25 protein-coding genes are annotated in these 26,417 nt (G+C 33.7%); 15 read left to right on the forward strand and 10 right to left on the reverse strand.

Annotated features, from left to right (window positions below; translation table 11 throughout):
- The first annotated feature begins 116 nt into the window (after positions 1–116).
- The gene (locus P5P89_RS17620) at positions 117–1,118 is read left to right on the forward strand and encodes a zinc dependent phospholipase C family protein (protein ID WP_278009483.1); all 1,002 of its coding nucleotides are present in this window, start codon (positions 117–119) and stop codon (positions 1,116–1,118) included.
- A 72-nt stretch (positions 1,119–1,190) separates the two neighbouring features.
- Here P5P89_RS17620 and P5P89_RS17625 read toward each other — a convergent pair whose 3' ends face one another.
- From P5P89_RS17625 to P5P89_RS17635, 3 genes are all read right to left on the reverse strand, one after another.
- Positions 1,191–2,093, reverse strand: a complete 903-nt coding sequence (locus P5P89_RS17625) for a right-handed parallel beta-helix repeat-containing protein (RefSeq protein ID WP_278009484.1) — start codon at positions 2,091–2,093, stop codon at positions 1,191–1,193.
- A 399-nt stretch (positions 2,094–2,492) separates the two neighbouring features.
- Entirely contained in the window at positions 2,493–3,125 is a 633-nt protein-coding gene (locus tag P5P89_RS17630) for an MCP four helix bundle domain-containing protein (protein ID WP_269235807.1), read from the reverse strand.
- Between the two features lie 200 nt (positions 3,126–3,325).
- Complete coding sequence (locus P5P89_RS17635; protein ID WP_278009485.1) at positions 3,326–5,416, reverse strand: LTA synthase family protein; 2,091 nt, start codon at positions 5,414–5,416, stop codon at positions 3,326–3,328.
- Between the two features lie 208 nt (positions 5,417–5,624).
- Here P5P89_RS17635 and P5P89_RS17640 point away from each other — a divergent pair, with 208 nt between their 5' ends.
- The 11 genes from P5P89_RS17640 (at position 5,625) to hisIE (ending at position 16,177) form a co-directional block, all read left to right on the forward strand.
- A complete protein-coding gene (locus P5P89_RS17640; protein WP_278009486.1) occupies positions 5,625–6,287 on the forward strand; it encodes a response regulator transcription factor in 663 nt (220 codons plus the stop codon).
- Positions 6,288–6,290: 3 nt separating this feature from the next.
- Entirely contained in the window at positions 6,291–7,688 is a 1,398-nt protein-coding gene (locus P5P89_RS17645) for a sensor histidine kinase (RefSeq protein ID WP_278009487.1), read from the forward strand.
- Between the two features lie 367 nt (positions 7,689–8,055).
- Positions 8,056–8,913, forward strand: coding sequence for an ATP phosphoribosyltransferase (gene hisG / locus P5P89_RS17650; RefSeq protein WP_278009488.1), 858 nt, complete (start codon positions 8,056–8,058; stop codon positions 8,911–8,913).
- A gap of 113 nt (positions 8,914–9,026) precedes the next feature.
- Positions 9,027–10,310, forward strand: a complete 1,284-nt coding sequence (gene hisD / locus P5P89_RS17655; RefSeq protein ID WP_278009489.1) for a histidinol dehydrogenase — start codon at positions 9,027–9,029, stop codon at positions 10,308–10,310.
- Between the two features lie 108 nt (positions 10,311–10,418).
- Positions 10,419–11,468 (forward strand): histidinol-phosphate transaminase, encoded by a 1,050-nt coding sequence (gene hisC, locus P5P89_RS17660; protein WP_278009490.1) that lies wholly within the window; start codon positions 10,419–10,421, stop codon positions 11,466–11,468.
- A gap of 109 nt (positions 11,469–11,577) precedes the next feature.
- Positions 11,578–12,714, forward strand: coding sequence for a bifunctional histidinol-phosphatase/imidazoleglycerol-phosphate dehydratase HisB (gene hisB / locus P5P89_RS17665; protein ID WP_223680654.1), 1,137 nt, complete (start codon positions 11,578–11,580; stop codon positions 12,712–12,714).
- Between the two features lie 80 nt (positions 12,715–12,794).
- Entirely contained in the window at positions 12,795–13,145 is a 351-nt protein-coding gene (locus tag P5P89_RS17670; protein WP_278009491.1) for a nuclear transport factor 2 family protein, read from the forward strand.
- 87 nt (positions 13,146–13,232) lie between these two features.
- Positions 13,233–13,826, forward strand: a complete 594-nt coding sequence (gene hisH, locus P5P89_RS17675; protein WP_278009492.1) for an imidazole glycerol phosphate synthase subunit HisH — start codon at positions 13,233–13,235, stop codon at positions 13,824–13,826.
- 130 nt (positions 13,827–13,956) lie between these two features.
- On the forward strand, positions 13,957–14,682 hold the full coding sequence (gene hisA / locus P5P89_RS17680; RefSeq protein WP_278009493.1) for a 1-(5-phosphoribosyl)-5-[(5-phosphoribosylamino)methylideneamino]imidazole-4-carboxamide isomerase: 726 nt from the start codon (positions 13,957–13,959) through the stop codon (positions 14,680–14,682).
- A 103-nt stretch (positions 14,683–14,785) separates the two neighbouring features.
- Entirely contained in the window at positions 14,786–15,541 is a 756-nt protein-coding gene (gene hisF, locus P5P89_RS17685) for an imidazole glycerol phosphate synthase subunit HisF (protein WP_278009494.1), read from the forward strand.
- Between the two features lie 39 nt (positions 15,542–15,580).
- On the forward strand, positions 15,581–16,177 hold the full coding sequence (hisIE, locus tag P5P89_RS17690) for a bifunctional phosphoribosyl-AMP cyclohydrolase/phosphoribosyl-ATP diphosphatase HisIE (RefSeq protein ID WP_278009495.1): 597 nt from the start codon (positions 15,581–15,583) through the stop codon (positions 16,175–16,177).
- A gap of 67 nt (positions 16,178–16,244) precedes the next feature.
- Here hisIE and P5P89_RS17695 read toward each other — a convergent pair whose 3' ends face one another.
- The 7 genes from P5P89_RS17695 to P5P89_RS17725 form a co-directional block, all read right to left on the reverse strand.
- Entirely contained in the window at positions 16,245–17,177 is a 933-nt protein-coding gene (locus tag P5P89_RS17695) for a transglutaminase-like domain-containing protein (protein ID WP_278009496.1), read from the reverse strand.
- A 21-nt stretch (positions 17,178–17,198) separates the two neighbouring features.
- A complete protein-coding gene (locus P5P89_RS17700) occupies positions 17,199–18,050 on the reverse strand; it encodes a substrate-binding domain-containing protein (protein WP_278009497.1) in 852 nt (283 codons plus the stop codon).
- Between the two features lie 119 nt (positions 18,051–18,169).
- Positions 18,170–18,646, reverse strand: a complete 477-nt coding sequence (locus tag P5P89_RS17705) for a DUF4265 domain-containing protein (RefSeq protein WP_269235438.1) — start codon at positions 18,644–18,646, stop codon at positions 18,170–18,172.
- 10 nt (positions 18,647–18,656) lie between these two features.
- Positions 18,657–19,037: a VOC family protein gene (locus P5P89_RS17710; RefSeq protein WP_278009498.1), complete on the reverse strand. Its 381-nt coding sequence runs from the start codon at positions 19,035–19,037 to the stop codon at positions 18,657–18,659.
- 49 nt (positions 19,038–19,086) lie between these two features.
- On the reverse strand, positions 19,087–19,956 hold the full coding sequence (locus P5P89_RS17715) for a nucleoside phosphorylase (protein ID WP_278009499.1): 870 nt from the start codon (positions 19,954–19,956) through the stop codon (positions 19,087–19,089).
- 86 nt (positions 19,957–20,042) lie between these two features.
- Positions 20,043–20,375, reverse strand: coding sequence for a translation initiation factor (locus P5P89_RS17720; RefSeq protein ID WP_223680674.1), 333 nt, complete (start codon positions 20,373–20,375; stop codon positions 20,043–20,045).
- A gap of 113 nt (positions 20,376–20,488) precedes the next feature.
- A complete protein-coding gene (locus P5P89_RS17725) occupies positions 20,489–21,439 on the reverse strand; it encodes an isopenicillin N synthase family dioxygenase (RefSeq protein WP_278009500.1) in 951 nt (316 codons plus the stop codon).
- Between the two features lie 248 nt (positions 21,440–21,687).
- On the opposite strand from P5P89_RS17725, the gene P5P89_RS17730 reads away from it, so the two are divergent.
- The 3 genes from P5P89_RS17730 (at position 21,688) to P5P89_RS17740 (ending at position 26,349) form a co-directional block, all read left to right on the forward strand.
- Positions 21,688–22,437, forward strand: a complete 750-nt coding sequence (locus tag P5P89_RS17730; protein ID WP_278009501.1) for a 4-hydroxy-tetrahydrodipicolinate reductase — start codon at positions 21,688–21,690, stop codon at positions 22,435–22,437.
- Positions 22,438–22,566: 129 nt separating this feature from the next.
- The gene (locus tag P5P89_RS17735; protein ID WP_278009502.1) at positions 22,567–24,543 is read left to right on the forward strand and encodes an alpha-ketoacid dehydrogenase subunit alpha/beta; all 1,977 of its coding nucleotides are present in this window, start codon (positions 22,567–22,569) and stop codon (positions 24,541–24,543) included.
- Between the two features lie 63 nt (positions 24,544–24,606).
- Positions 24,607–26,349 (forward strand): DUF885 domain-containing protein, encoded by a 1,743-nt coding sequence (locus P5P89_RS17740; protein WP_278009503.1) that lies wholly within the window; start codon positions 24,607–24,609, stop codon positions 26,347–26,349.
- Positions 26,350–26,417 lie beyond the last annotated feature (68 nt).

Here is a 26,417-nt window from a genome sequence, read left to right on the forward strand (position 1 = left end):
ATACTTGGTGCTGAATTTTATCTAAAACTGAATATAATTAAATTAACACAATATTAATTAGTATTCTTTTGAATTATCTTTAAATGAAATAAATTTGCAGTTCAAATAAACTTCAAATGAAAAACTTTAAAATGAAACCAAGACTAATTGCTTTTTTTGCAGTTATAATTGGATTTTTGACCTTATCATGGGGAATTGTAGGTCATGAACGCATCAATAAAGCGGCAGTAATGGCGCTGCCTCAACAACTTCAAGTCTTTTTTTATAATCATATTGATTTTATTACACAAGAAGCTTCTGTTCCAGATATTCGTAAATATGCTTTAAAGTATAAAGATGAAAACCCAAGACATTATATTGATTTGGAAAACTTCAATATTTCTGTTGATAGTTTGCCTAAAACTTTAGAAGAAGCCAATAAAAAATATGATGCTAAATTCCTGAATGATAACGGAATTTTACCTTGGTATATCGAAGACATGATGACCAAATTAACTAAAGCCTTCAAGGAGAAAAACAGAGCCGAAATCTTATTTCTGGCTGCCGATTTAGGACATTACATTGGTGATGCCCACATGCCATTGCATACTTCTGCTAATCATGACGGACAATTAAGCGATCAAAAAGGAATCCATTCACTTTGGGAAAGCAGATTGCCTGAACTTTTTGTGAAAAATTATAAATTAAATGTTCCTGAAGCGCAGTATTACGACGATGTTCACAAAGCAACCTGGGATATGATTAAAGATACACACAGTCTGGTTCAGCCGCTTTTGGCAGTCGACAAAAAACTAAGAACTTCAACTCCCGAAAATCAGGTTTTTGTTGTCGATGCTGAAGGTAAAATTGTGAAGAGCAAATACAATTCGGCTAAATTCTCAGACGAATATGCTGCAAAACTGCATACAGAATTAAACGGAATGGTAGAAAACCAGATGAAAAAGGCCATTACAGCAACAGCAAGTTTTTGGTACACGGCCTGGGTAAATGCAGGAAAACCGGACTTAAGCGACTTAGATTCAAAGGAACTTACAAAACGTAACAGCAAAGCGTTAAAAGAAGATTTAAAGTTATTCCATAAAGGACAACTTTTCGGAATGCAGAATCAAAACGATTAAGAATCTTGTATAAAGAACAAGAAAGGCAGCTTTTATAGAGCTGCCTTTTGTTTTTACTATTTACTGAATATATTAATACAGTCTTGTAAATAATCCTTTTTTGTTTCCTGATCCTCCACTGCCGGTAATTGTAATATGTCCGGTATTTCCGTTACCATCATAACCCCAGGCTAAATTATTTGTTGCCGTATTATTTGTTACTGTATGAGCTACGTTTTGTCCTGCGCTTCCTAATTTAAAACCATTTCCATCTCCATTACTTCCAAAACCATTGTTGCTTGCTGTACAGTTTTTTATTGTAACAGTATAAGGTTGACCGTATAAATCCCATCCATCATCAGAATTATGGTTTGCAGTACATTTTTCAAACACATTATTTTTTCCTGCAGATAATTTACAGGCAAAGCCATCTGCATTTTCTCCGGCATTTGCAGCATCGTAATTATCGTTTGATTTACAGGAAAGAATATAGTTATCATGTCCGCCATTGTAAATTTGCAAGCCTGAATCGCCGTTTGATAATGTAGAAACATTATTAGCATAATTATATCCGCCAATTTGAAAAACCAGGCCACAGTCAGGGGCATTTTTAATTGTCATATTAGTGATGTTCCAATAGCTGCCATTCACTTTCACACCCCAGCTGCCAGAAGGTAGCCCGGAACAATTGAGGGTGCCACCTGTAATACTGATTTTTGAACTTGCAGTACCGCTTTTAGCTAGTTCTAAAGTCTTTGTAAGGTTGATTGTTCCGCTAATTGTAATAACGTCTCCTGCAACCGCAGCAGCTACAGCAGATCGTAATGCACTTTCGTTTGTAACTGTACTGTTTTTTGCTGTGAGGGATTTGGTTTGTGTTACGGTTTCCTGAGAATCTGTCGCTGCTTCGTTTTCTTTTACAGGAGTATCATTTGTATCACAAGAAGCGAAAAGAATGATAGAACACATGATCAGTAACTTAAAATTTGTTTTCATAAAATAAATTGGTTTGGTTAAAATGAGGTTATAAAACTGGATTTTTCCAGATACGTTAAATCATTGATTGTCAATTAAAGTTTATTTTGTAAACTTAAATAAAATTTTAATATAAAATTATATTATATTTAAAAAATATTAAATTTAATTGCGAATAATAAAATATTTTGTAAAAAAAGTTGAATTAGTTCAATGTTTTGGTTTTTTTTGAATCTTGAGTAAAATTCTTTTGAGGTTTAAGTTTAGTAAGATACAAGCACATCATTCCATTGCCATTTTGGTATGGGATGTATTTAGAGTAGTTAAATAATGTTTAAATTGTAAAACAGAATATCTTAAGATATTGAATAGCCGGTTTACAATTTAAATCTTATAAAAGAAGGTGTAAAATAAAAATAGTTAATTAAGGCTCGGCGATCCCGGAATTTTAATATTTCTTTTATGCTTTTTTATAATAAGTAAATAGAAAGTAATGCCGCCCAGAACAATCAGTAAACCTATCTCCAGCTGTCCAAGACTATTGTTTCCACTATGCATCGCATTAGCGCTTGCCAGTTTTGCTTTTCCTTCCTTTACCTGAATTTCAGAAAGCTGATCCAGTGTCTTCAAAGCCTTGTCACATAAAGGCACAATATGTTTCCAGTTTTTATTCTGTACATCTTTATTAATCGCAGAGCAGGAAGCCAGAAAACTGTCAAAATGTATCTTTTCCTTTGGTGTCAGTACTGTTTTAAAATACAAATCATCAATGGTGTGTATTATTTTCAAAGCATTTTTAATTTCGTCATTTTTGGTGACATCATTCAGGTTCTCTTTCTGAGCTTCTGCCTTTATATAATGAAGTTCATTTGCATACTGAAAAATATAATAAGCCACAACCAGCCTGTCATTATAAATCGTGTTAATGTTTTCGTTTACATTTTTAGAATTTCGCAGCGTATTAAAGTTGCTAAGCAGGATGATCAGCATAACAATCAGTAAAATAAAAGCGGCTTTTGTTTTGTTGCTGTATTTTTTTAAAATGTCTTTCATCCTGTAGATTTATAATTGGCTTCTTCTCAAAGATACATAAATCTAACGTTTTAGAATAGAGTGGTTTAAAATGTTAAGCAGAATGTTTTTAAGGAGCATTTTCGCGCTGTTCGCTATATCTTTACTGCCGAACCCCGGCAGTAAAGGATGCCGCTTCCATCACGGCTAGGGCTTCAGGTTTCATAATACCAAAAGTCTTATCATTTTTGATATGCTTTTCTTTTCAGTAAATCTGCAGCGGTCTGATAAAACGAAATAGTTTCATTTACTAAATCGGTTCTTTCAGTTTTCAAAGCTTTTTCTTCATAATGAATCTGATATTCGGGTAAAATACCTTTCTTTGGAATTAAAGATAACTGGTATTGTTTTACCTGCTGTTTTGGTGACAAAATAGTTAGCACATTATCCTTTATCATTCCTAAATCCTGATATGTTGCGATAAAAGCTCTTGGTTTGTAATCTGGTTTAAAAACATCCTGTCCGTAAAACTTGCTTTCGTAATCAAAATGCAGCAGTCCGAAAAGGGTTGGCATTAAATCTATTTGAGACATGAGCTGATTGTATTTTTCAGCTTTAACAGACGGACTGTAAATAAAAGCCGGAATTCGGTATTTATCTAACGGCAACTCTGTTTTTCCAGCGCTTGAAGCACAATGATCGGCTACAATTACAAAAACAGTATTTTTAAACCAGGGTTGTTTACCTGCCATATCAAAAAATTTCCTTAAAGCATAATCCGTATATTTTACGCCACCATCCCTGGATTTAGCATCTCCGGAAATATCAATTTTATTATTAGGATACGTAAACGGCCTGTGATTGCTGACAGTCATGATATGATTAAAGAATGGTTTTCCTTCTTTTGCCTCGGCATTCATAATTTTTATGGCTTTATTGTACATATCTTCATCACACACTCCCCAAACATTCGAAAACGTAATTTCCTCATCTGTAAAGTTTGATTTGTCAACGATTTCATATCCGTTACCAGAATAAAAATCCCTCATATTGTCAAAAAAGGCATCGCCTCCGTACATGAATTTTACATTATATCCTTTTTGTTTAAAAATGTTTCCGGTTGAGAATTTGTTTTTATTGTCTTCACGTTTTACTATGCTTTCACCGGGAGAAGGCGGTAAGCATAAAGTTACAGCTTCGAGGCCGCGAACCGTACGGTTTCCTGTTGCATATAAATTGGTAAACTCTAGACTCTTTTGCTTCAGACTATCTAAAAAAGGTGTTATATTATTAGTGTTTCCATAGGATTTAAGGAAATCAGCGCTATAACTTTCTATTGTAATCAGCACTACATTTTTATGGTTCTCAGGATAATCGCTTTCTATATTACGATTAGTATTTTGCCCTGAAACGCTTTTGATTTGCTGTTGTAGAATTGCATATGCTTTTCTGTGTGGCAGCGTTTTGTAAAATTCAAAATAGTCCAGTTTATTATTTTGAAAGGCAAGAAAAAATTTATACACGCCATTAGATTGCAGTTCGTTAACAAATACATTTTTTGAGTTTTCTGTTTTGGCTAAAGCTGGAATTGCAATTAAGGAAACTAAAAATAATGCAATATAAACCGCTGAAATCTTAAGTTTAGTTTTAAAATCAGGAATTTCATCAATATAGATTCTTGATTTTTTTATAATAAAATAAGTAATGATTGCCGTAGCCAAAAATAAAGCACTAAATATTGGAATGACAGGATACGATTGCATAATATTCCCAATAACTTCATTGGTGTAAATGAGGTAGTTTACAGCTATGAAATTGTATTTAACTCCAAATTCGTTCCAGAAAAAATATTCACTTATTCCATTTTGCAGGATCAATAAAACATATAGAAAAATAACAAAAGCAAATAACCAGAATCTGATTCTCTTTTTCAGTTTTGGCATAAACAAAAATACTGCAAACAATAAAGTTTTAATTCCCACAAAAATGGTAACAATTTTAGGCAAAGCACCGCCATATTCATCAAAAATGCTTTTTCCAGATGCAATATATAAGAATAAGAGAGTTAGAAAACCCAGAATTATATAACCTGCAGGCTTGTTGTATTTGGAATCAGAAATAAATATTAAATACATCCATAAAAAAGCACTTAGAATTACAAACACAAGCAAATCATTCAATAAGCCAAGACTGAAGATTTTAATTATTTCTAAAAAGTTAAAAGAACTTTGAGTTATTGGATGTAACATTAGTACAATACGCAACACAAAACTGATGGTAAAATAAAATACACCAAGATTATAAAACGGTGAAAGTTTCTTGTAGAAAGTCATAGGCTTATTTTTTTACAAAATTAAATCTGGTTGATTAATTCGGAATTAAGAAACAACTTTACCTTGCTTAGGATGAACTTAATATTTGCTTAAGATAAATTGCATATTTTTTATTGTCATAATTTTGAGCATTTACACCATACAAAATTTTTATCTTTGATAAAAGGCGATTATAAATGTATAAATAAAATCCTAATAAAATAAAAAAATGCAAATTTTAATAGTTGAGGATGAGTTGGGTATTGTTCAGTTTTTGAAACAGGGCCTGGAGGAAGAGGGATATGAGATAACTACAGCCAGTGATGGTTTAATAGGTTTTGAACTAACCCAAAGTCAGCAATTTGATTTGATTTTACTGGACTGGATGCTGCCAAAAATTAGTGGTATAGACCTTTGTAAAGCTATTAGGATTAAAAATCAGACAACCCCAATTATTTTTTTAACAGCCAAAGATACTGTAAAAGAAACCATCGAGGGGTTGAGGGCCGGAGCAAACGATTATATCAAGAAACCATTTAGTTTTGAGGAGCTGACTGAAAGGATCAAAGTTCATTTAAGGCATAAAAAAGGTTTGGAAATACTACTGTTAGGAAATATTAAAGTTGATGTATCAAAATACCTTGTCTTAAAAAATGATGAGGAGATTGCACTTACACAAAGGGAATTTGAATTGCTTCGTTACCTGATTGAAAACAAAGGAAAAGTATGCACCCGCAACCAGATTTTAAAAGATGTCTGGAATATTAATTTTGAATATGATACCGGGGTTATAGATGTTTTCATGAATGCTATCAGAAAGAAACTGAATTTAAAAATTGAAGAAGACTATATAAAAACCATCCGTGGTGTAGGTTATATTGCTAATGACTAAGTAATGACACAGCTTTCCTTTAAAAACAGAATCGCCTTAAATTATATCATTACAACAGGATTGTTGATCCTGGTAGTTTTTGCGGCTATTTATTTCACAGTAAAATTTACGGTTTATAAGCATCTTGATGAGAATTTAAAGATCGAAATTGAGAATCATTTAAAAGAGATCAAAATAGAAAACAATATGGTTTTCCTGATGGATGCAGAGGAATGGGAGGAGCGCGAGCATAACTCAGTGGATGTAAATCCGGTTTTTGTCCAGTTTTTGGATCTCCATAAAAAAGTGATCGAAAAATCACCAAATTTAAAAAATGAAGTTCTTGTATTTCATGATAATGTAGGATTTTATAAAACCTTTGATACAACCTTATTAAAAAGCACTGTCAGACAGATTCAGGTTCCGCTTGATATAAAATCAAAAAAAATTGGTTATCTGATTATTGCGATGCCACTTACAGATTCGACCAAAGTTTTAAATAACCTTTTTGAGACTTTGTTAATTGCTTTTCCTTTCATTTTAATACTATTATTTTTAATTGCGCGCTTTTTTGCCGGAAGGAGCATCAGGCCTATTAATGCCATTACAGATATTTCAGGTATGATTACAAGGGATAATCTTAAAACCCGAATTCCGCTGCCTAAAAAGCTTGATGAATTATATACGCTTTCTGAAACAATCAATAATTTGCTGAATCGTATTGAGGATGCCGTAGAGCGTGAAAAGCAATTTGCATCAGATGCATCACACGAATTGAGAACACCTTTAACTGTCATAAAGGGGACTCTGGAAGTGCTGATCAGAAAACCACGTAATAACAAAGAATACGAAGAAAAAATAAATTACTGTATCAATGAAGTAGATAATCTCAATATATTGGTGGATCAGCTTCTTATGCTGGCGCGTTTTGAGAATCAAAGACATAATATTTTATCTGAATCTGTTTATCTGAACGCTGTTATTTTAGATGTAATTACTTTAAATTCAGAGAAAATTAGCAGCAAAGCAATCCATATGAAATTTGATGCCGAAGAAGAATTTTACATCAATTCAGATAATTACCTTGTGGTAACTATTTTTAGGAATATTATTTCTAATGCCCTTAAGTATACAAATAATGGTGGTCACGTTTCTGTTTCACTTTTTAAAGAAAACAATAAAATTATCTGCAGGATTTCAGACAACGGAATCGGAATTAAGAAAACAGATTTAGAGGCTATTTTTAATCCTTTTTTCAGGTCGAATTCGTCAGTACATCCAGAAATTAAAGGAACAGGATTGGGATTGTCTATCGTTAAACGTTTTACAGAACTGCTTGATATTAAATTTCAGATAGAAAGCAGGATTAATGAAGGTACAACAGTAGTTTTAGAATTTAACGAAGAGGGAATTAGGCTATAAAAAACAATGTGTGCTTCTTTGCTCTCTATAAATGTATCCGAAACCTTTTTAGTTCAATATCCTGGAGTAAAAATAGGCTGCAAATGGCAAAGAATCTTTTTTTAACAATAAACTGCTGTTAAGTTAAAATAAAAATTGCTTTTTTATGAAATTAACCTGTATATTTGCAACCGAATCAAAGAATAAAAAACAACATAAAAATGTTTATTAGCCAATTACATCATCATCATTTTCATAATTGCTCTCAGGCGATGTGTTAATGTATGGATGTAAATCATCATATTTTAAAACCCGTTTGAGTACATCAAACGGGTTTTTTATTCCCTATTCTTTGTACTCAAACTATTAATTAAACAAAAAAAGAAAAATGAGTACTTTAAAAATTGCAATTCAGAAATCAGGTCGTTTAAACGAAGACAGCATTCAGATCCTAAAAGACTGCGGTATTTCAATCAACAACGGAATCGATCAGTTAAAAGCAGAAGCTTCAAATTTTCCTCTTGAAGTTTTATATTTAAGAAATTCTGATATCCCTCAATATTTAATTGACGGAGTAGTAGATTTAGCAATTGTAGGCGATAATCTTTTGGTAGAAAAAGGAAAAGGTATCGAAGTGGTTCAGAAATTAGGATTCTCAAAATGTAAAGTTTCTGTAGCAGTTCCAAAAACTTTTGAATACAATTCGGTTCAGGATTTGGCTGGTTTGCGTATTGCAACTTCATATCCAAATACAGTGAATGAATATTTTGGTTCATTCGGACTAACAGTTGATATTCACCAGATTTCAGGTTCGGTAGAAATTGCACCTAATATTGGTCTTGCCGATGCGATTGTTGATATCGTTTCAAGCGGAAGTACTTTGTTTAAAAATAATTTGAAAGAAGTTGAGGTAATTTTGAAAAGTGAAGCGGTTTTAGCGGTTTCTCCAAAAGTTTCCCCTGAAATTCAAAAGCACATTGATACTTTAAAATTTAGGATTCAGTCTGTTTTAAGAGCCAGAAATTCAAAATATATTTTGATGAACGTGCCAAATGACAAGATTGATGAAATTGGCAAAATTTTACCAGTTTTAAGAAGTCTTACTGTTTTGCCTTTAGCTCAGGAAGGCTGGAGCAGCGTTCACTCTGTAATCGATAAAGATACTTTTTGGGACGTAATCGATCAGTTGAAAGAAGCAGGAGCAGAAGGGATTCTGGTTTGCCCAATTGAGAAAATGGTACTATAAATAAAATTTCAATTATAAAATTCCAAATTCCAAACTTAGCTTGAAAATTTTAGCTTTATGACGAAAGCATTGGAATTTGGAATTTTAAAATTTGGAATTTAATATAAAATATTATGAATAAAATAAATAACCCAAAACCGGATACCTGGTCAGGAATATTAAAAAGACCTACGAAAACAATCGATGATATCGAAGTTACGGTTAAAGAAATATTTAAAGAAGTACAGAAAAAAGGGGATGAGGCTGTTGCAAAATACACTTCTATCTTCGACGGAATTGCTTTAGACAATTATGAAGTTTCTCCTGCAGAAATTGAAGAAGCAATTACTTTAGTTTCTGCTGAATTGAAAGAAGCGATTCAGCTGGCTAAAAACAATATTTATAAATTCCACTCAGCACAAAAAACAGAAAGAATCTCAGTTGAAACGATTGAAGGTGTAAACTGCTGGCAGGAAAAAAGACCAATTCAAAAAATTGGTTTGTATATCCCGGGTGGAACCGCTCCGTTATTTTCAACGGTTTTAATGCTCGCTGTGCCTGCAGAAATTGCCGGTTCGAAAGAAATTGTGTTATGCTCACCTCCGGATAAAACCGGAAAAATTAATCCTGCAATTTTGTATGCTGCCAATTTATGTGGCGTAACTAAAATATTAAAAGTAGGAGGAATCCAGGCTATTGCCGGAATGACTTTCGGAACGCAGTCAATCCCGAAAGTATATAAAATTTTTGGTCCAGGAAACCAGTTTGTAACGGTGGCGAAACAATTGGCAACACAATTTGGTGTAGCAATTGATATGCCGGCCGGACCTTCAGAATTATTGGTGATGGCAGATGATACAGCTGTTCCTGCCTTTGTAGCTTCGGATTTATTGTCTCAGGCAGAACATGGAGCAGACAGTCAGGTAATTTTGGTTTCAACATCTAAAAAACTGATTGACGCTGTTGAAAAAGAAATAGAAATTCAGCTAGAGGCTCTTCCAAGAAAAGAAATTGCTAAAAAAGCTATTGCCAATTCTAAATTAATTTTTGTTGAAAACGATAAAATTGCTTTAGAACTTATCAATGAATACGGACCGGAACATTTTATTATTTGTTCAGAATACGATGATTTTTACTGTAATGGTGTTGTAAATGCGGGTTCTGTTTTTATCGGGAATTACACTCCTGAAAGTGCCGGAGATTATGCTTCCGGAACAAATCACACGTTGCCTACAAATGGTTATGCGAAAAATTACAGCGGAGTAAATCTGGACAGTTTTATGAAATCCATGACTTTTCAGAAAATTTCAGAAAAAGGAATTCAGAATATTGGACCAGCAATTGAACTTATGGCTGAAGCTGAAGGATTACAGGCGCATAAAAATGCAGTAACACTTCGATTAAAGAGTATAAAATAAAGAAACATTTTAAATAGAATAAAGAACAAAGAAACAAGAAAGAATTTGAATAATACGAAAAGTCTATTCTCTTGATTCTTTTTTCTATTTTCTAAAAAAATATAAACAATGAGTACCTTCGATATAAATACTATAACACGTGAAAACGTAAAAATATTAAAACCCTATTCTTCAGCTCGTGATGAGTTTGAAGATTTTGATACTGCCGAAATGATTTTTCTGGATGCGAATGAAAACCCGTTTCAAAATGGTGTGAACCGTTATCCGGATCCACAGCAGAATTCGGTTAAAGCGATTTTAGCTAAAAATAATAATGTAAAACAAAGCCAGATTTTATTAGGAAACGGAAGCGATGAGGTTTTGGACTTGCTTTTCAGGGCTTTTTGTGAACCGAAAACAGACAATATTATTTCATTGCCGCCAACTTACGGAATGTACAGCGTTCTGTCTAATATTAATGCGGTAGAAAACAGGGAAGTTTTGCTTTCGACAGATTTTCAGCCACAGGTTGATAAAATTTTAGAAGCGGTTGATGACAATACCAAAATTATCTTTTTATGTTCGCCAAATAATCCAACCGGAAACTCTTTTTCAGATGAAAGTGTGGTGAAGTTGCTTCAAAATTTCAAAGGGTTAGTCGTAATTGATGAAGCCTATATTGATTTCTCGGATAAAGAAAGCTGGCTGATTGAAATCGATGAATATCCAAATCTTGTAATCACACAAACACTTTCAAAAGCGTACGGTCTGGCCGGAATTCGTTTAGGGGTTTGTTACGCTTCACAAGCTGTAATTTCAGTTTTAAATAAAATTAAACCTCCTTATAATGTAAACGAACTAACGCAGCAAAGAGCGATTGAACGTTTGAAGGATGGAGAAAAAATAAAACAGGAAATTGCTGCTATCATCGAACAGAGAGAAGAACTGCTTAAAATTTTGGGAGACGTTGCTTTTGTTGAAAAAGTATACCCTACAGAAGCTAATTTTGTGTTGGTAAAAGTGGATGATGCAAATAAAAGATACGATCAGTTAATTGAAAAAGGAATTGTTATCAGAAACAGAACTACGCAGCCTTTATGTGAAAACTGTCTTCGTTTTACGATTGGAATTCCTGAAGAAAATGCTGTTTTGATTAAAGAATTGAAGTTGTTGAAATAGAAAGAAAAGAATATAGAGTAAAGAAAAAAGAAAAATTTTAGAACTATAGAGATTTTATAACAAGTCTATTCTCTTTAATCTGTTTTCTTTATTCTAAAAAAAATATAATATGAAAAAAGTACTTTTTATCGATCGTGACGGAACGATTGTTTTAGAACCAGAAGGATATCAATTGGATAGTCTGGATAAATTAGAGTTTTATCCAAAAGCGTTTCAATATCTGGCTAAAATTGCCAATGAACTGGATTACGAACTGGCAATGGTAACCAATCAGGACGGTTTGGGAACGGACAGTTTTCCGGAAGATACGTTTTGGCCAACGCAGAATTTTATTCTGAGAGCGTTTGAAAACGAAGGTGTTTTGTTTGATGATATTTTTGTAGACCGTTCATTCCCGGAAGATAATGCACCAACACGCAAACCCAGAACAGGAATGCTAACCAAATATATTGACAATCCAAACTATGATCTGGCTAATTCTTTTGTTTTAGGAGATCGTTTAACCGATGTTGAACTGGCTAAAAATCTTGGTGCAAAAGCCATTTTCATGAACCTGACTGATGGCGCAGGAAGTACTGAAATTTCATCAAAACGTGAAGAATTAGATGAAACGATTATCCTGCAGACAACGGACTGGAAAACGATTTATGAGTTTTTAAAACTAGAGGCGCGTTCTGCTTCAATCACCCGTAAAACACATGAAACAGATATTTTTATCAATTTAAATTTAGACGGAACAGGAAAAAGTAAAATCGATACCGGAATTGCTTTTTTCGACCATATGCTGGATCAAATCTCCCGTCATGGTCAAATGGATTTAGAAATTTTGGTAAAAGGTGATTTAGAAGTTGATGAACACCACACGATTGAAGATACGGCAATTGCTTTAGGTGAAGTTTTTGCAAAAGCATTAGGAAATAAATTAGGAATTGAGCGCTACGGTTTCTGTTTGCCAATGGACGATTGTTTAGCTCAGGTTGCCATTGACTTTGGTGGAAGAAACTGGCTGATTTGGGAAACCGAATTTAAACGCGAAATGGTAGGTAAAATGCCAACCGAAATGTTTTTTCACTTCTTTAAATCGTTCTCTGACGGTGCAAAAGCGAATATCAACATCAAAGCAGAAGGGGATAACGAACACCATAAAATTGAAGCGATTTTTAAAGCTTTCGCTAAAGCTATAAAAGTTGCCGTAAAAAGAGATACTGAGAAAATGATTTTGCCTTCGACGAAGGGAATGTTGTAAAAAATTTTGTTTCAGGTTTAAAGTTTCAGGTTCTGTACAATAACGTGTAACTTTAAACCTGAAACCTGAAACAAAAAGAAATGGACGCTAAAAAATTTGCCAAAGAATGGATTGAATCCTGGAATTCGCATGATTTAGAAGATATCATGAAGCATTATGCGGATGATATTCAGATTACAACGCCAATGTTAAAACTGGCTGCAGGAATAGAAAGTGGCTCAATCCAGGGAAAAGAAGAGGTAAGGGCATACTGGGAAAAAGCGTTAACCAAAATTCCTGATTTGCATTTTGAATTGATAGAAGTTACATCAGGTATTGATTCGGTTGCACTTTATTATAAATCAGTTATGAATAAAATGGCAGTTGAAGTTATGTTTTTTAATGAAAACGGATTGGTAAATAAAATGATTGCTCATTATACAGATCTTTAGAAAAATTGTTTCAGGTTTAAAGTTTCAGCTTTCACGTTTTGTTGGGCAACTTGAAACTTTAAACTTGAAACCTGAAACAAAAATTAAATGAAAATAGTTATCATAAATTACGGCGCAGGTAATATTCAAAGCATCATGTTTGCTATTGAAAGACTTGGTTTTAAAGCTGTTTTGAGTAATAATCCTGAAGAAATTCAGTCGGCAGATAAAGTGATTTTTCCAGGTGTGGGCGAAGCGAGTTACGCGATGAAAAAACTGAAAGAAAGCGGTTTGGATACTTTGATTCCGGCATTGAAACAGCCAGTTTTAGGAATTTGTCTAGGAATGCAGTTGATGTGTAATTCAACAGAAGAAGGAAATACAAAAGGGTTGGGGATTTTTGATGTAGATGTGATTAAATTTACTTCAAAAGTAAAAGTGCCACAAATGGGATGGAACCAAATCTATAATTTAAAATCGGATTTGTTTAAGGATATTGCAGAAAATGAATTCATGTATCTGGTACATAGTTTTTATGCTCCAAATTGTGCTGAAGCTATTGCCACAACAAATTATGATGTCGAATACGCATCGGCTTTACACAAAAATAATTTTTACGGAACACAATTTCATCCTGAAAAGAGTGGGGATGTTGGGGAGAAGATATTGGATAACTTTTTGAAGTTAAATTCCAATATTTAAATCCCAAATTCCAATTCAATATCAAAAATCAATAAATATCAATTTAGAAAATCTGAAATAAAAATCGTTAATCGGCAATCAAAAACCAAGACTTTGCGACTTTTGACTTTCAAACTTTAAGACTAATAAAATGAGAATAATACCAGCCATAGATATCATTGAAGGAAAATGCGTTCGCTTGTCCAAGGGGGATTATGATACCAAAATAATTTATAATGAAAATCCACTTGAAGTAGCGAAATCATTTGAAGCACACGGAATTGAATACCTGCATTTAGTAGATCTTGACGGTGCAAAATCAAGCAAAATTGTCAACTATAAAATTTTGGAGCAAATTGCGACACAAACCAGTTTAAAAATTGATTTTGGAGGCGGACTAAAAGCAGACTCAGATTTGAAAATTGCTTTTGAAAGCGGTGCAAACCAAATTACAGGTGGAAGTATTGCCGTAAAAAACAGGACTATTTTCGAAAAATGGATTGCAGAATACGGTTCGGATAAAATCATTTTGGGCGCTGATGCGAAAGATGAAAAAGTATCTGTTTCAGGATGGCTTGAAGATTCAGATGAAGATTTAGTTCCGTTTATTCAGGATTATCAGGCAAAAGGAATTCAGTATGTAATTTGTACTGATATTGCAAAAGACGGCATGCTCGAAGGACCAAGCTTCGATTTGTACGCTAAGATTTTGGCTGAAGCTAAAGGAATAAAATTAATCGCTTCGGGTGGAATTTCAACTTTTGATGAATTGCCAAAATTAGCCGAATTAGGCTGTGAAGGAACGATTATCGGAAAAGCAATTTACGAGGGAAGAATTACATTAAAGCAATTAGAGAATTATATTTTAAATAAATAGATTATTTCGCAAAGTTGCACGAAGTAAAACACAAAGATTCACAAAAAAAATCTTTGTGAATCTCTGTGAACGTTTTGCGAATCTCTGTGAAACAACAAAAAAAATGCTTGCAAAAAGAATCATACCCTGTTTGGATATAAAAAACGGAAGAACTGTAAAAGGCGTAAATTTTGTAGATTTGCGTGATGCGGGCGATCCGGTTGAACTGGCTGAAATCTATTCGGCTGAAGGTGCGGATGAACTAGTTTTTCTGGATATTTCAGCTACGGAAGAAAGACGTAAAACGCTAGTGAATATGGTCCGAAGTGTTGCGGAGAAAATTAATATTCCGTTTACTGTTGGTGGCGGAATTTCGTCTGTTGAAGATGTTGAAATTCTGCTGAATAATGGTGCTGATAAAGTTTCGATCAATTCATCGGCAGTAAAAAATCCACAATTGATTAATGACCTAGCCCAGAAATTTGGAAGCCAGTGTGTGGTAGTAGCCATTGATGCCAAACAAATTGACGGACAATGGATCGTACATTTGGTGGGTGGAAAAGTACCAACAGAATTAAATTTATTCGATTGGGCTGTAGAAGTTGCAGAACGAGGGGCAGGAGAAATATTATTTACTTCTATGGACAATGACGGAACCAAAAATGGTTTTGCAAATGAGGCTTTGGCTAAATTGTCAGGATTAATTAATATTCCGATTATTGCTTCGGGAGGTGCCGGAAATATGCAGCATTTTGTTGATTCTTTCAAAGAAGGAAAAGCAGATGCAGCTTTGGCGGCAAGTGTTTTTCACTTTAAGGAAATCGAAATTAAGGCGTTGAAACAAGAGTTAAAAAACAATAATATTGAAGTACGAATATAGTCTTTAAGACTTTCGACTTTCCACTTTAGACTAAAAAAGATGAACATAGATATCAAAAGTTCCCACGGATTGATTCCGGCAATTATTCAGGATTCAGAAACCAAAAATGTCCTAATGATGGGATATATGAATGAAGAATCGCTTCAAAAAACAATAGAAACGCAAAAAGTAACTTTTTTCAGCCGATCAAAACAAAGACTTTGGACGAAAGGAGAGGAGAGTGGTAACTTTTTGAATCTGGTCAGCATTAAAAATGACTGCGATGGTGATACGCTTTTAATTCAGGCAAAACCTGTTGGACCAACTTGCCATACTGGTGCTGATACTTGCTGGCAGGAACCAAATTATGCTAATTATGGTTTCATTTCCCAGTTAGAAAATACAATCAAAACCCGAAGAGAAAATGCTGATTCTGAGAAAAGTTATGTGGCTTCTTTATTCGAAAAAGGAATAAATAAAATAGCTCAAAAAGTAGGTGAAGAAGCAGTAGAAGTGGTTATCGAAGCCAAAGATAACAACGATGATTTATTCCTTAGCGAAAGTGCTGATTTGCTTTTTCATTACCTGATTTTGTTACAGGCAAAAGGATATCAGTTAAACGATGTGGTTGATGTTTTAAAGAAGCGTCAGAAGTAGTTTTTAATAAAAGATATTAAAGAAAACCTGTTGGGAATTAAGTTTTTCTGACAGGTTTTTTTGCTTTCTAATTGAGCGTTAAAGCCCCTAAAATTTCTTCATACATAAAAGGGCCGCCAGGATATTTGGCGGTATAATCAAGATTCATCCAGACCTGGCCGCGTTCGTCGATATGATAATGAATTATTTTTCCTTTACTTTCTTTCACAAAAAGGACATTCTTAATCAGATAATTGACTTTTTCCAGATCAATTAAAGATCCAATCAGAATCTCGGGATAAATGTGTCCTTTGGTATGAATTAATCTAGGTGTTCCGCCAATCGAACGAATTGCAGCTGCCATCAAAATTGAATGATCATCGCAGTCTCCGGAAAAATATTCTAAAGATTCAGTAGCTGTAGCAATATAATCGCCTTCTTTAGGATCATTAACGTAATTCCATCGATTATTAATTTCTTTAAAAACGGCAAAACACTGAATGATGGTTCTGTAATCAGAATACCCCCTGATACCTTTGAAATGCTTTGTAGTCGCCATAATGGCAAAATTTCGAACCTTAGGATTCTGATACTCTATGGCGTTTATAATTTTGGTTTTATTAGGAAACGGAAGTAATTTTGCCACAATGATATCCTGAGGGAAAGGATTGTCAGACATGGTATAAATCATCGAATTATAATCTTCGGATATTTCGGTAAAGCCATAATTCCCTATAACTGTTCCATAAAATAAAACTAATAAGTATAAGGCAATACAAATTAAGATGATGGTACGTAACAACATCAGCAGGAAGTAAATTGCTGCAAAAACAACTAAAAAAATCAAAACACGGTCTAAATTAAAAGACCATTTTAAGTCAATCAGGTTTTGGTGCAATATGATAAAAACCGGGATGGTAATCAAAAGACTCAATAGCATAATAATAATCCTATCCCAGGGAGATTTTACCTGTAACTTGGATTTTAATTGCGGAAAGTCAATTTTTGGAAATTTTATCATAGCATTAAAAAGCAGTGTTTTTTACATCGCTTTTACGGTTTCAACAAAAGTACTTTTTTTATCAATAATTCCCAGATCAAATAACTGATTTTGAATCTTTACAAATGCTTTTTCGGTTAAATTTTTCTGAGACCATTGTGTCAGTTTAAGCCATTCCTGAATATCTTCCAGTCTTTGGTCAAAAATATCTGCCAGTGTTTTGTCAATATCCGGAATCTGGGTAAAATCCCGTGTAGCATTATTAATGATTTCCAGTATTTTCTCCATTACTTTTGGATTTTTTTTCAAAAATTCATCACGGGCAGCAATTACAAAAGAAGGCCATGGAGTAGGGCAATCACCTAAGCGTCTGAAAATACCTTTATCAACGAGAGGTTTGGTCATGAAACGTTCCCACATGAAATAATCTGCAGTTTCATTAGTAAGAGCTTCTACAGCACCGTCTATGGTGTTGACGATTTCAAATTCTAAATTATCAGTTTCCCAGCCCTGTTCATTTGCATTAACATATGCCATTAATTGAGATCCAGAACCCAAACGTGAAATAGCCACTTTTTTATTTTTAAGATCTTTTATAGTATGAAAATCAGAGTTAGCTGCAACATGAATCCCCCAAATTAAAGGTGACTGCACATAAATCTGAACAATTTTACTGGGATTTCCGGCTGCGATATCCTTTATAATGCCCTCTGTCAAAATAACAGCAATATCAGTATTGCCATCACGCAGCATCTGACACATTTTACCAGTACCTTCAGGAATATTTTTCCATTGCAAATCTATATTTTCAGTTTGAAATTCGCCATTTTCAATACATAGCCGCCATGGCAAATTGAAGTGTTCAGGAACACCAACAATTTTTACTGTTTTCATTAAGTTTTAAGTTAAGTTGTTTGGGCATATTATTTTTAGACTTCATAAATTTTAGAATGTTAGATTATTTAAGTATTTAGATTTTAAAAATTATCTAATTACCAAATTTGACACACTATCTAATTTTTCAATAAATCTGTTCTGTGTTTTTCAGAAAGGCATGGTTCTGCAAATTCTATAATTTCCTGTAATTCGTATTGGCTCAAAAGGTTCTTTACAATTGCGTAATCTACATTTTTTGGGACTTCAACTGCAAATAAGGTTTCATTTAAGCCTTCTGAAACACAATGAACTGATTTTAGTTCTTCACGGATTATTTCTTTATCGAATCCTTTTTCTAAAATTACAACCTGGAGAATTGAATTTCCAAAACTTTCTATAGTCTTTCTGTAAACAAGCGCATCTTCATTTTCATCGAATTCAGCGAAGAAAATATCATCTGTTGCAATTAAAGGCCCAAAAAAGGGAATATTATCTAGTTTGAAAATTCCTTTTTCCAAATCAATAATTTCAGCCCACATGGTTTCAACCACTGTATCTTCAAGCAAATCACTGTAATATCTGAATACTATTTTTTTGTGCGTTTCTACTTCCATTATTTAGACATTAATTTAAGGCTTTTAAAGGCGATATTACAATACGATATCCGTCGGGATCCATAAACATTTTTCCATTTTCATTCCAATATGGATTTATGGCCGGTATGATTGAAATATTGTTATTTACCACCTTTTTTATTAAGGTATTATATTTTAAAATTGTTTTGGGATAAAGTACAATGATATCATCTTCATCAAACTTATGATCAGTTTTGGTTTTAGATTGTGTGAATTCAAAATACCAGTCTAAATCAGGTTTTCCAATAAAAAGACCATCATAATTATTATGGTTTTGGAAGCCGCCAAGTCTTTCAAAACCTAAAATATTGACGTAAAAATTTTCAATAGTCTCTAAATTATTTGTATGCCTTGCAACTCTTAGCATCATAATTTTGTAATTTTTAAATAATAAATTATCTAATTTTAAGATTGGCTAATTATTTTACCGCTAATTTATCTAAAGTATATGCAATCAGTTCATCAACTGCCTTATAAGGATCCTGACTAAAAGTTCCAGAAGCACGATTCGCAATAATCGCATTTAATGACAAAGCATTATGTCCCAGTAATGCTGAAAGTCCGTAAATAGCAGCAGTTTCCATTTCCAGGTTTGTGATTCGGTTATCATTAAAATCAAAATTATCCATTTTGTTATTTAATTCCTCATCCTGAATATTTAAACGCAGAATACGCCCCTGGGGGCCATAAAAACCTCCGGCAGTAGCTGTAATTCCTTTGAAAATTTTCTCACTTTCAATAATTTTTTCTAATGTTTCTGAGCAGGCAATTGCATACGGTTTTCCTTTTCTGATATCCCAGTTGGTATGCAGGATAAAAGCATCTTCAATCGCATTATGGGAAACATTATCAATTAGATAAGAGCGAAGCATATTATCCAGTCCTAATCCAAATTTAGATATTACAAAGCTGTCAACAGGTATATCTGCATGTAACGAACCCGAAGTCCCGATTCGGATTATATTTAGAGAGGTTAGTTCTTTTTTTGGTAGACGTGTTTCTAAATCGATGTTAACCAAGGCGTCTAATTCATTTAGTACAATGTCAATATTATCAGGTCCAATTCCTGTTGACATGACTGTAATTCTTTTGCCTTTGTAAACTCCAGTTTGGGTTTTAAATTCTCTTTTTTGAGTTGAATATTCAATCGAATCAAAAAACTGGGTAATTTTTTCAACCCTGTTCTGATCTCCCACAAAAATTATATCGTGGGCTATATGTTCAGGTCGAAGGTTTAAGTGATAAACACTTCCATCCGGGTTGAGTATTAATTCTGATGCCTTTATCATTTTTTTTAAGTTGCTAAGTTACTAAGATTTTATTTCAGGTTTCGGCTTAAGTTGAGCACATGAAACTTTAAACAAATAACTATTTTTTATCCACCAACCCGTTTTGTTTTAAAGCCTTTTTCTTTTAAAATTGCCATAATTTTATCACGGTAATCTCCCTGAATGATAATAGAATCATCTTTAAAAGTTCCGCCAACGCTCAGTTTTGTCTTGATTTCTTTGGCCAGAATTTTAAAATCTTCATCAGATCCTTCGTAACCTTCGATGATGGTTGTTGCTTTTCCTTTTCGTTTTTCGAATTTGCAGATCATAGGCTCCTTTTGTACATAAAGCACATGTTCTTGTTCCTGAACCTCTTCTGGTTCATTGGATTCTATATGATCCGGAAATAAATTTTTTAACTGATCTTTAAAGTCCATAAGTTTTGTTTTAAAAAATAAATTCCAATGCTTAAATTTAAAAAATCAAATTCCAAATCCCAATTTAATAATTTTGGAATTTGGAATTTTATAAAATTTGGAATTTAATAAGTTTATTTTTTTATTAAACCTAAATCTACTAAGCGTTCATGTAAAAAATCACCTGCTGAAATATCTTCATATTTCTTAGGATTTTCAGCATCAATACAGTTTTCTAAACAATCCAGACGCATATCGCTCACAGGATGCATAAAAAACGGAATAGAATAACGTGAAGTTCCCCATAATTCCCTTGGCGGATTTACAACCTGATGTATAGTCGATTTTAATTTGTTGTTTGTATGTCTTGAGAGCATGTCTCCAACGTTGATTACCAATTCATCATCTGCAGCAATGGCATCAATCCATTCCCCATTATGATTCTGAACTTGTAATCCTTTACCCTGAGCTCCCATCAAAAGCGTAATTAGATTTATATCGCCGTGAGCAGCTGCACGAATCGCATTCTCCGGTTCAGAAGTAATCGGAGGATAATGAATCGGTCTTAAAATAGAGTTTCCTTCTTTTGCATATTCATCAAAATAGAATTCATCAAGGCCTAAATGCAAGGCAAGTGCCCTTAATACATAAATACCTGTTTTTTCTAGCATTTGATAAGCTTCTTTACCAACTTCGTTAAAACGAGGCAACTCCTTAACCTCAACGTTGTCTGGATATTCAGAAGCCCATTTCGAATCTTTGTCAACATACTGGCCAAAATGCCAGAACTCTTTTAAATCTCCCTCTTTTCGTCCTTTAGCATGTTCTTTTCCAAATGAAACATAACCTCTTTGTCCGCCTATTCCGGGAATTTCATAATTGTGTTTGGTTTCTAATGGCAAGGCGAAAAATTTTCGAATTTCGCCATAAAGTTCGTTTACCAGCTGGTCATCAAGAAAATGACCTTTTAAGGCAACGAAGCCAATGTTTTCAAATGCACTGCCGATTTCATTTACAAATTTTTGTTTACGTTCCGGGTCGCCCGAAAGGAAATCACGTAAGTCTACACTAGGAATGTTTTGCATACTTTACATTTTTATTTTAAGAAAAAAAGGTTTTAGGCCTTCATAACAAAGGTATAGAATATTTTAGATTTGAATTTTAAAAAATACTATAAAATTAGATTTTTCCTGTAATAATTTAACATAAAGATGGAGAGGGTAATTTTGATTAAACTTTAATTTCGAACTTGTTTTGCTTTAAAAACATGTTAATAATTCTGAAAAACATGGGTTTTAAAATAGAAAATTCTATTTTTATAAAAAAGAACATTATGAAAATAGGACTAATCGGATTTGGGAAAACCGGAAAAGCGGTAGCTTCGGTTTTGCTGCAAAATAAAAAAATTTCACTTAAATGGGTTTTGAAAAGAAGTCATATTTTAGAGAATCGAACTACAGCGGAATATCTGGGAATTGATTCTGAAGAAACAGGTAAAATATATTCAATTGAAAGTACTTCGATAACAGAACTACTGGATAAGGAACCTGTTGATATGATAATTGATTTTTCTTCAGCTATGGGAATTTATAGTTACGGAGAAGAAGCTAGTATCAGAAAGGTAAAAATTATATCTGCTATTTCTCATTATTCTAAACAAGAAAAAGATTTTTTAAAGTCGCTTTCAAAAATTACTACTGTATTTTGGAGTCCTAATATCACGCTTGGGGTAAATTATTTGTTATTTGCTTCTAAATTTTTGAAGAAAATTGCGCCCTGGGTTGATATCGAAATTATTGAAGAACATTTTAAAGGTAAAGACGGCATTTCAGGGACTGCCCTTAAAATTGCAGAAACACTTGATTTAGAGGAAAATGATATAAATTCGGTAAGAGCCGGTGGCATCGTAGGGAAACACGAAGTCGTTTTTGGATTTCCTTTCCAGACAGTCAGGCTGATTCATGAAAGCATTTCCCGTGAAGCTTTTGGCAGCGGGGTTGTATTTGTTGCTGAAAATTTAAAAAATAAAGAAGAAGGACTATATAACTTTGAAGATATTTTATCTCCTTATTTTGTTGCTTAAATAATTTTATGCTAAAAATTACTTATTACAATTATAGTTGAGCAACAGCTTATTTTTTAGTATTTATTTCACTATTAGTATTTGAGTTGTTATATTTTAATATATTTGAAATGCTAAAACCGAAACAAAATGATCTTTTACAGACAAGACCTGACTGACACTCAATTACTGGATTTATATAAAAAAATACTCAAGCCACGTTTAATCGAAGAAAAAATGCTCATCCTGATCCGACAGGGCAAAGTATCAAAATGGTTTTCAGGAATTGGACAGGAAGCAATTGCAGTAGGTGTTACAGCTGTTTTGGATGAGTCAGAATATGTATTGCCTATGCATAGAAATCTGGGGGTTTTTACTTCAAGAAATATTCCTTTGTACCGATTGTTTTCGCAATGGCAGGGAAAAGCAAATGGTTTTACAAAAGGCAGGGACCGCAGTTTTCATTTTGGAACCCAGGAATATAAAATTATCGGAATGATTTCGCATCTGGGGCCACAATTAGGTATTGCAGATGGGATTGCTTTGGCAAATAAACTTCAAAACAATAAAAAAATAACTGCTGTTTTTACTGGTGAAGGCGCAACCAGCGAAGGTGATTTTCATGAAGCCTTAAATATTGCTGCAGTCTGGAAATTGCCTGTAATGTTTATTATTGAAAACAACGGTTACGGACTTTCTACACCTACAAATGAGCAGTATATGTGCGAAAACCTGGCAGATAAGGGCACGGGTTATGGTATGGAAAGCCATATTATTGACGGAAATAATATTCTGGAAGTTTATAACAAACTTTCAAAACTTAAGGAGCAGATGCAGGAAAATCCCCGTCCGGTTTTATTGGAATTTAAAACCTTTAGAATGCGTGGGCATGAAGAGGCGAGCGGTACAAAATATGTTCCTCAGGAATTGAGGGATGAGTGGAGTGAAAAAGACCCGGTTACCAATTATCGAAGATTTTTAACAGAAAGTGGTGTCCTGACAGCAGAATTCGACGAACAGCTTCATAATGAAATCAAGCAGGAAATCGACGAAAATTTAGCTATAGCACATGCGGAACCGGAAATTGTTCCGACTTATGAAGGTGAATTAGCAGATGTTTATAAGCCTTATGAGTATGAAGAAGTGATTCATTCATCAGAATCTAAGAATATTCGTTTTATAGATGCTATCAGAACGAGTCTGGAACAGTCTATGAAAAAGCATGAAAATCTCGTTATGATGGGGCAGGATATAGCAGAATATGGAGGAGCTTTTAAAATAACAGATGGTTTTGTTGAGTTTTTTGGAAAAGCACGTGTTCGAAATACCCCAATTTGTGAAAGCGCCGTTGTTTCAACCGGAATGGGATTATCAATTAACGGCTATAAAGCAATTGTTGAAATGCAATTTGCAGATTTCGTTTCAACAGGTTTTAATCCGATTGTAAATTTACTGGCCAAATCGCATTATCGCTGGGGTGAAAAAGCCGATGTTGTAGTACGCATGCCTTGTGGCGGAGGAACTCAGGCAGGACCTTTTCATTCACAGACAAATGAAGCCTGGTTTACCAAAACTCCGGGATTAAAAGTAGTTTACCCGGCCTTCCCTTATGATGCTAAAGGATTATTAAATACCTCAATAAACGATCCGAATCCGGTTTTGTTTTTTGAACATAAACTTTTATACAGAAGCATCTATCAGGATGTTCCAAATGATTATTATACGATTCCATTAGGAAAAGCAGCAATGATAAAAGAAGGAGAAAAGATAACCATTATTGCCTTTGGTGCAACGGTTCACTGGGCACTGGAAACATTAGAAAAACATCCGGATATTGAGGCTGATTTGATTGATTTAAGAACATTGCAGCCTTTGGATACTGAAACTATTTTTGCATCTGTCAAAAAAACGGGCAAAGTGATTATTTATCAGGAAGATACTTTGTTTGGCGGAATTGCCAGCGATATATCCGCTTTGATCATGGAACAGTGTTTTGAATATCTTGACGGGCCGGTAAAAAGAGTTGCTAGCTTAGATTCTCCAATTCCGTTTACTAAGGCTCTGGAAGATCAGTTTTTGCCAAAAGAGCGCTTTGAAAAAGAACTTATGGACTTGCTGGCTTATTAGAACCAAAAAATAAGGAGCTGATTTAAATTATCTAAAATTAATATTACTTAAATACATTAAAATATGAAAAAACTGTTTGTTTCAATTTTTACGCTTACATTGTTTATTTCCTGTAATAAAAGCACGAAGTCTGGTGATGACAATGCTTTAGATAAAAAATTTGACAAATATAAAGATGGTTTTGTTACCTCTTTGTGGAAAATGAATCCAGGATGGGCTTCTGCTGTCGGCTATCATAAATTAGACAGCGTTTTGGTGGTTCCTGATGCTGCGGCAGACAAAGTACAGCTTGATTTTGCAAATGTGCAATTAGACTCTTTAAAGAAATATGACATTGAAGACTTATCCGATAAAAATAAAACAGATTATCACATGATAAAAAATCATTTGGAATCTGTAATTTTCGGTATTAAAGAATTAAAATCCTCACAATGGAATCCATCCGAATATAATGTCTGTGGTGCATTTGCAGAAATTTTAAATGGTAAATATGATTCGCTTGAAGTTCGACTGCGTTCTTTTAATACAAAAATGAATGCTATTCCGGCTTATTATGAAGCAGCCAAAAAGAATATCAAAAACCCAACAGTTGAACATACAGAACTTGCAATCGCACAAAACATAGGAGGTTCTTCTGTTTTTGAAGCAGATTTAAATGATGCGCTTTCGAAAAGTAAACTGACACCTGCAGAGAAAAAAGAAATTCAGGACAAAGCAAAAGTTTCGGTAAAAGCAATTAAAGATTATGCTGACTGGCTAAAAAATCTGCCAAATAAAACACCACGTTCTTTTAGATTAGGAGCTGATTTGTATGCTAAAAAGTTTGGTTTTGATATTCAGTCCGGTTATTCTACAGATGAAATTTATAAAATCGCCGTTGATCACAAAAAAGACCTGCATGATAAAATGTTTGCTTTGGCTGATAAACTTTGGTCAAAATACAAAGGAAGCCAGACAAAACCTGCCAACAAGCTGGATTTAATCAAACAGGTTATTGATCAGATATCATTGAAACATACGACACCTGAAAAATTCCAGTCTGAAATTGAAAAACAGATTCCTGAACTTACAGCTTATGTAAAAGAAAAAGATTTATTATACATCGATCCGTCAAAACCATTGGTTGTTCGTAAAGAGCCTGCTTATATGGCAGGAGTTGCCGGTGCTTCAATCTCTGCGCCGGGTCCTTATGACAAAAACGGAAATACCTATTATAACGTTGGCAGTATGTCTGGCTGGACGGCCGAAAATGCTGAAAGTTATTTAAGAGAATACAACGATTATATTTTACAGATTTTAAATATTCATGAAGCAATTCCCGGGCATTATACACAGCTGGTTTATAGCAATCAGTCTCCAAGTATTATTAAATCTATTCTTGGGAATGGCGCAATGATTGAAGGGTGGGCTGTTTATGCAGAAAAGATGATGCTGGAAAACGGTTATAAAAATTCTGATGAAATGTGGCTGATGTATTATAAATGGAATTTAAGAGCAACTTGTAATACTATTTTGGACATTAGTGTTCATACCAAAAATATGTCTAAAGAGGCTGCCTTGGATTTACTTATTAAAGAAGCTTTCCAACAACAGGCAGAAGCAGAAGGAAAATGGAAACGCGTTACGTTATCTCAGGTACAATTATGTTCTTATTTCACAGGTTACACAGAAATTTACAATTTAAGGGAAGAGCTTAAAAAGAAAGAAGGTGAAAATTTTAACCTGAAAAAATTCCATGAGAAATTTTTAAGTTTTGGAAGTGCTCCGGTTAAATATATCAGGGAGTTGATGCTGTCTGGAGAATAGATTTGAAATTACGGATTTATATAAGGAAAAAGGGTTTGATAATTATTTATCAAATCCTTTTTTGATGT

Origin of the sequence: Flavobacterium gyeonganense (assembly GCF_029625295.1) — a bacterium.
GTDB classification, from domain to species: domain Bacteria; phylum Bacteroidota; class Bacteroidia; order Flavobacteriales; family Flavobacteriaceae; genus Flavobacterium; species Flavobacterium gyeonganense.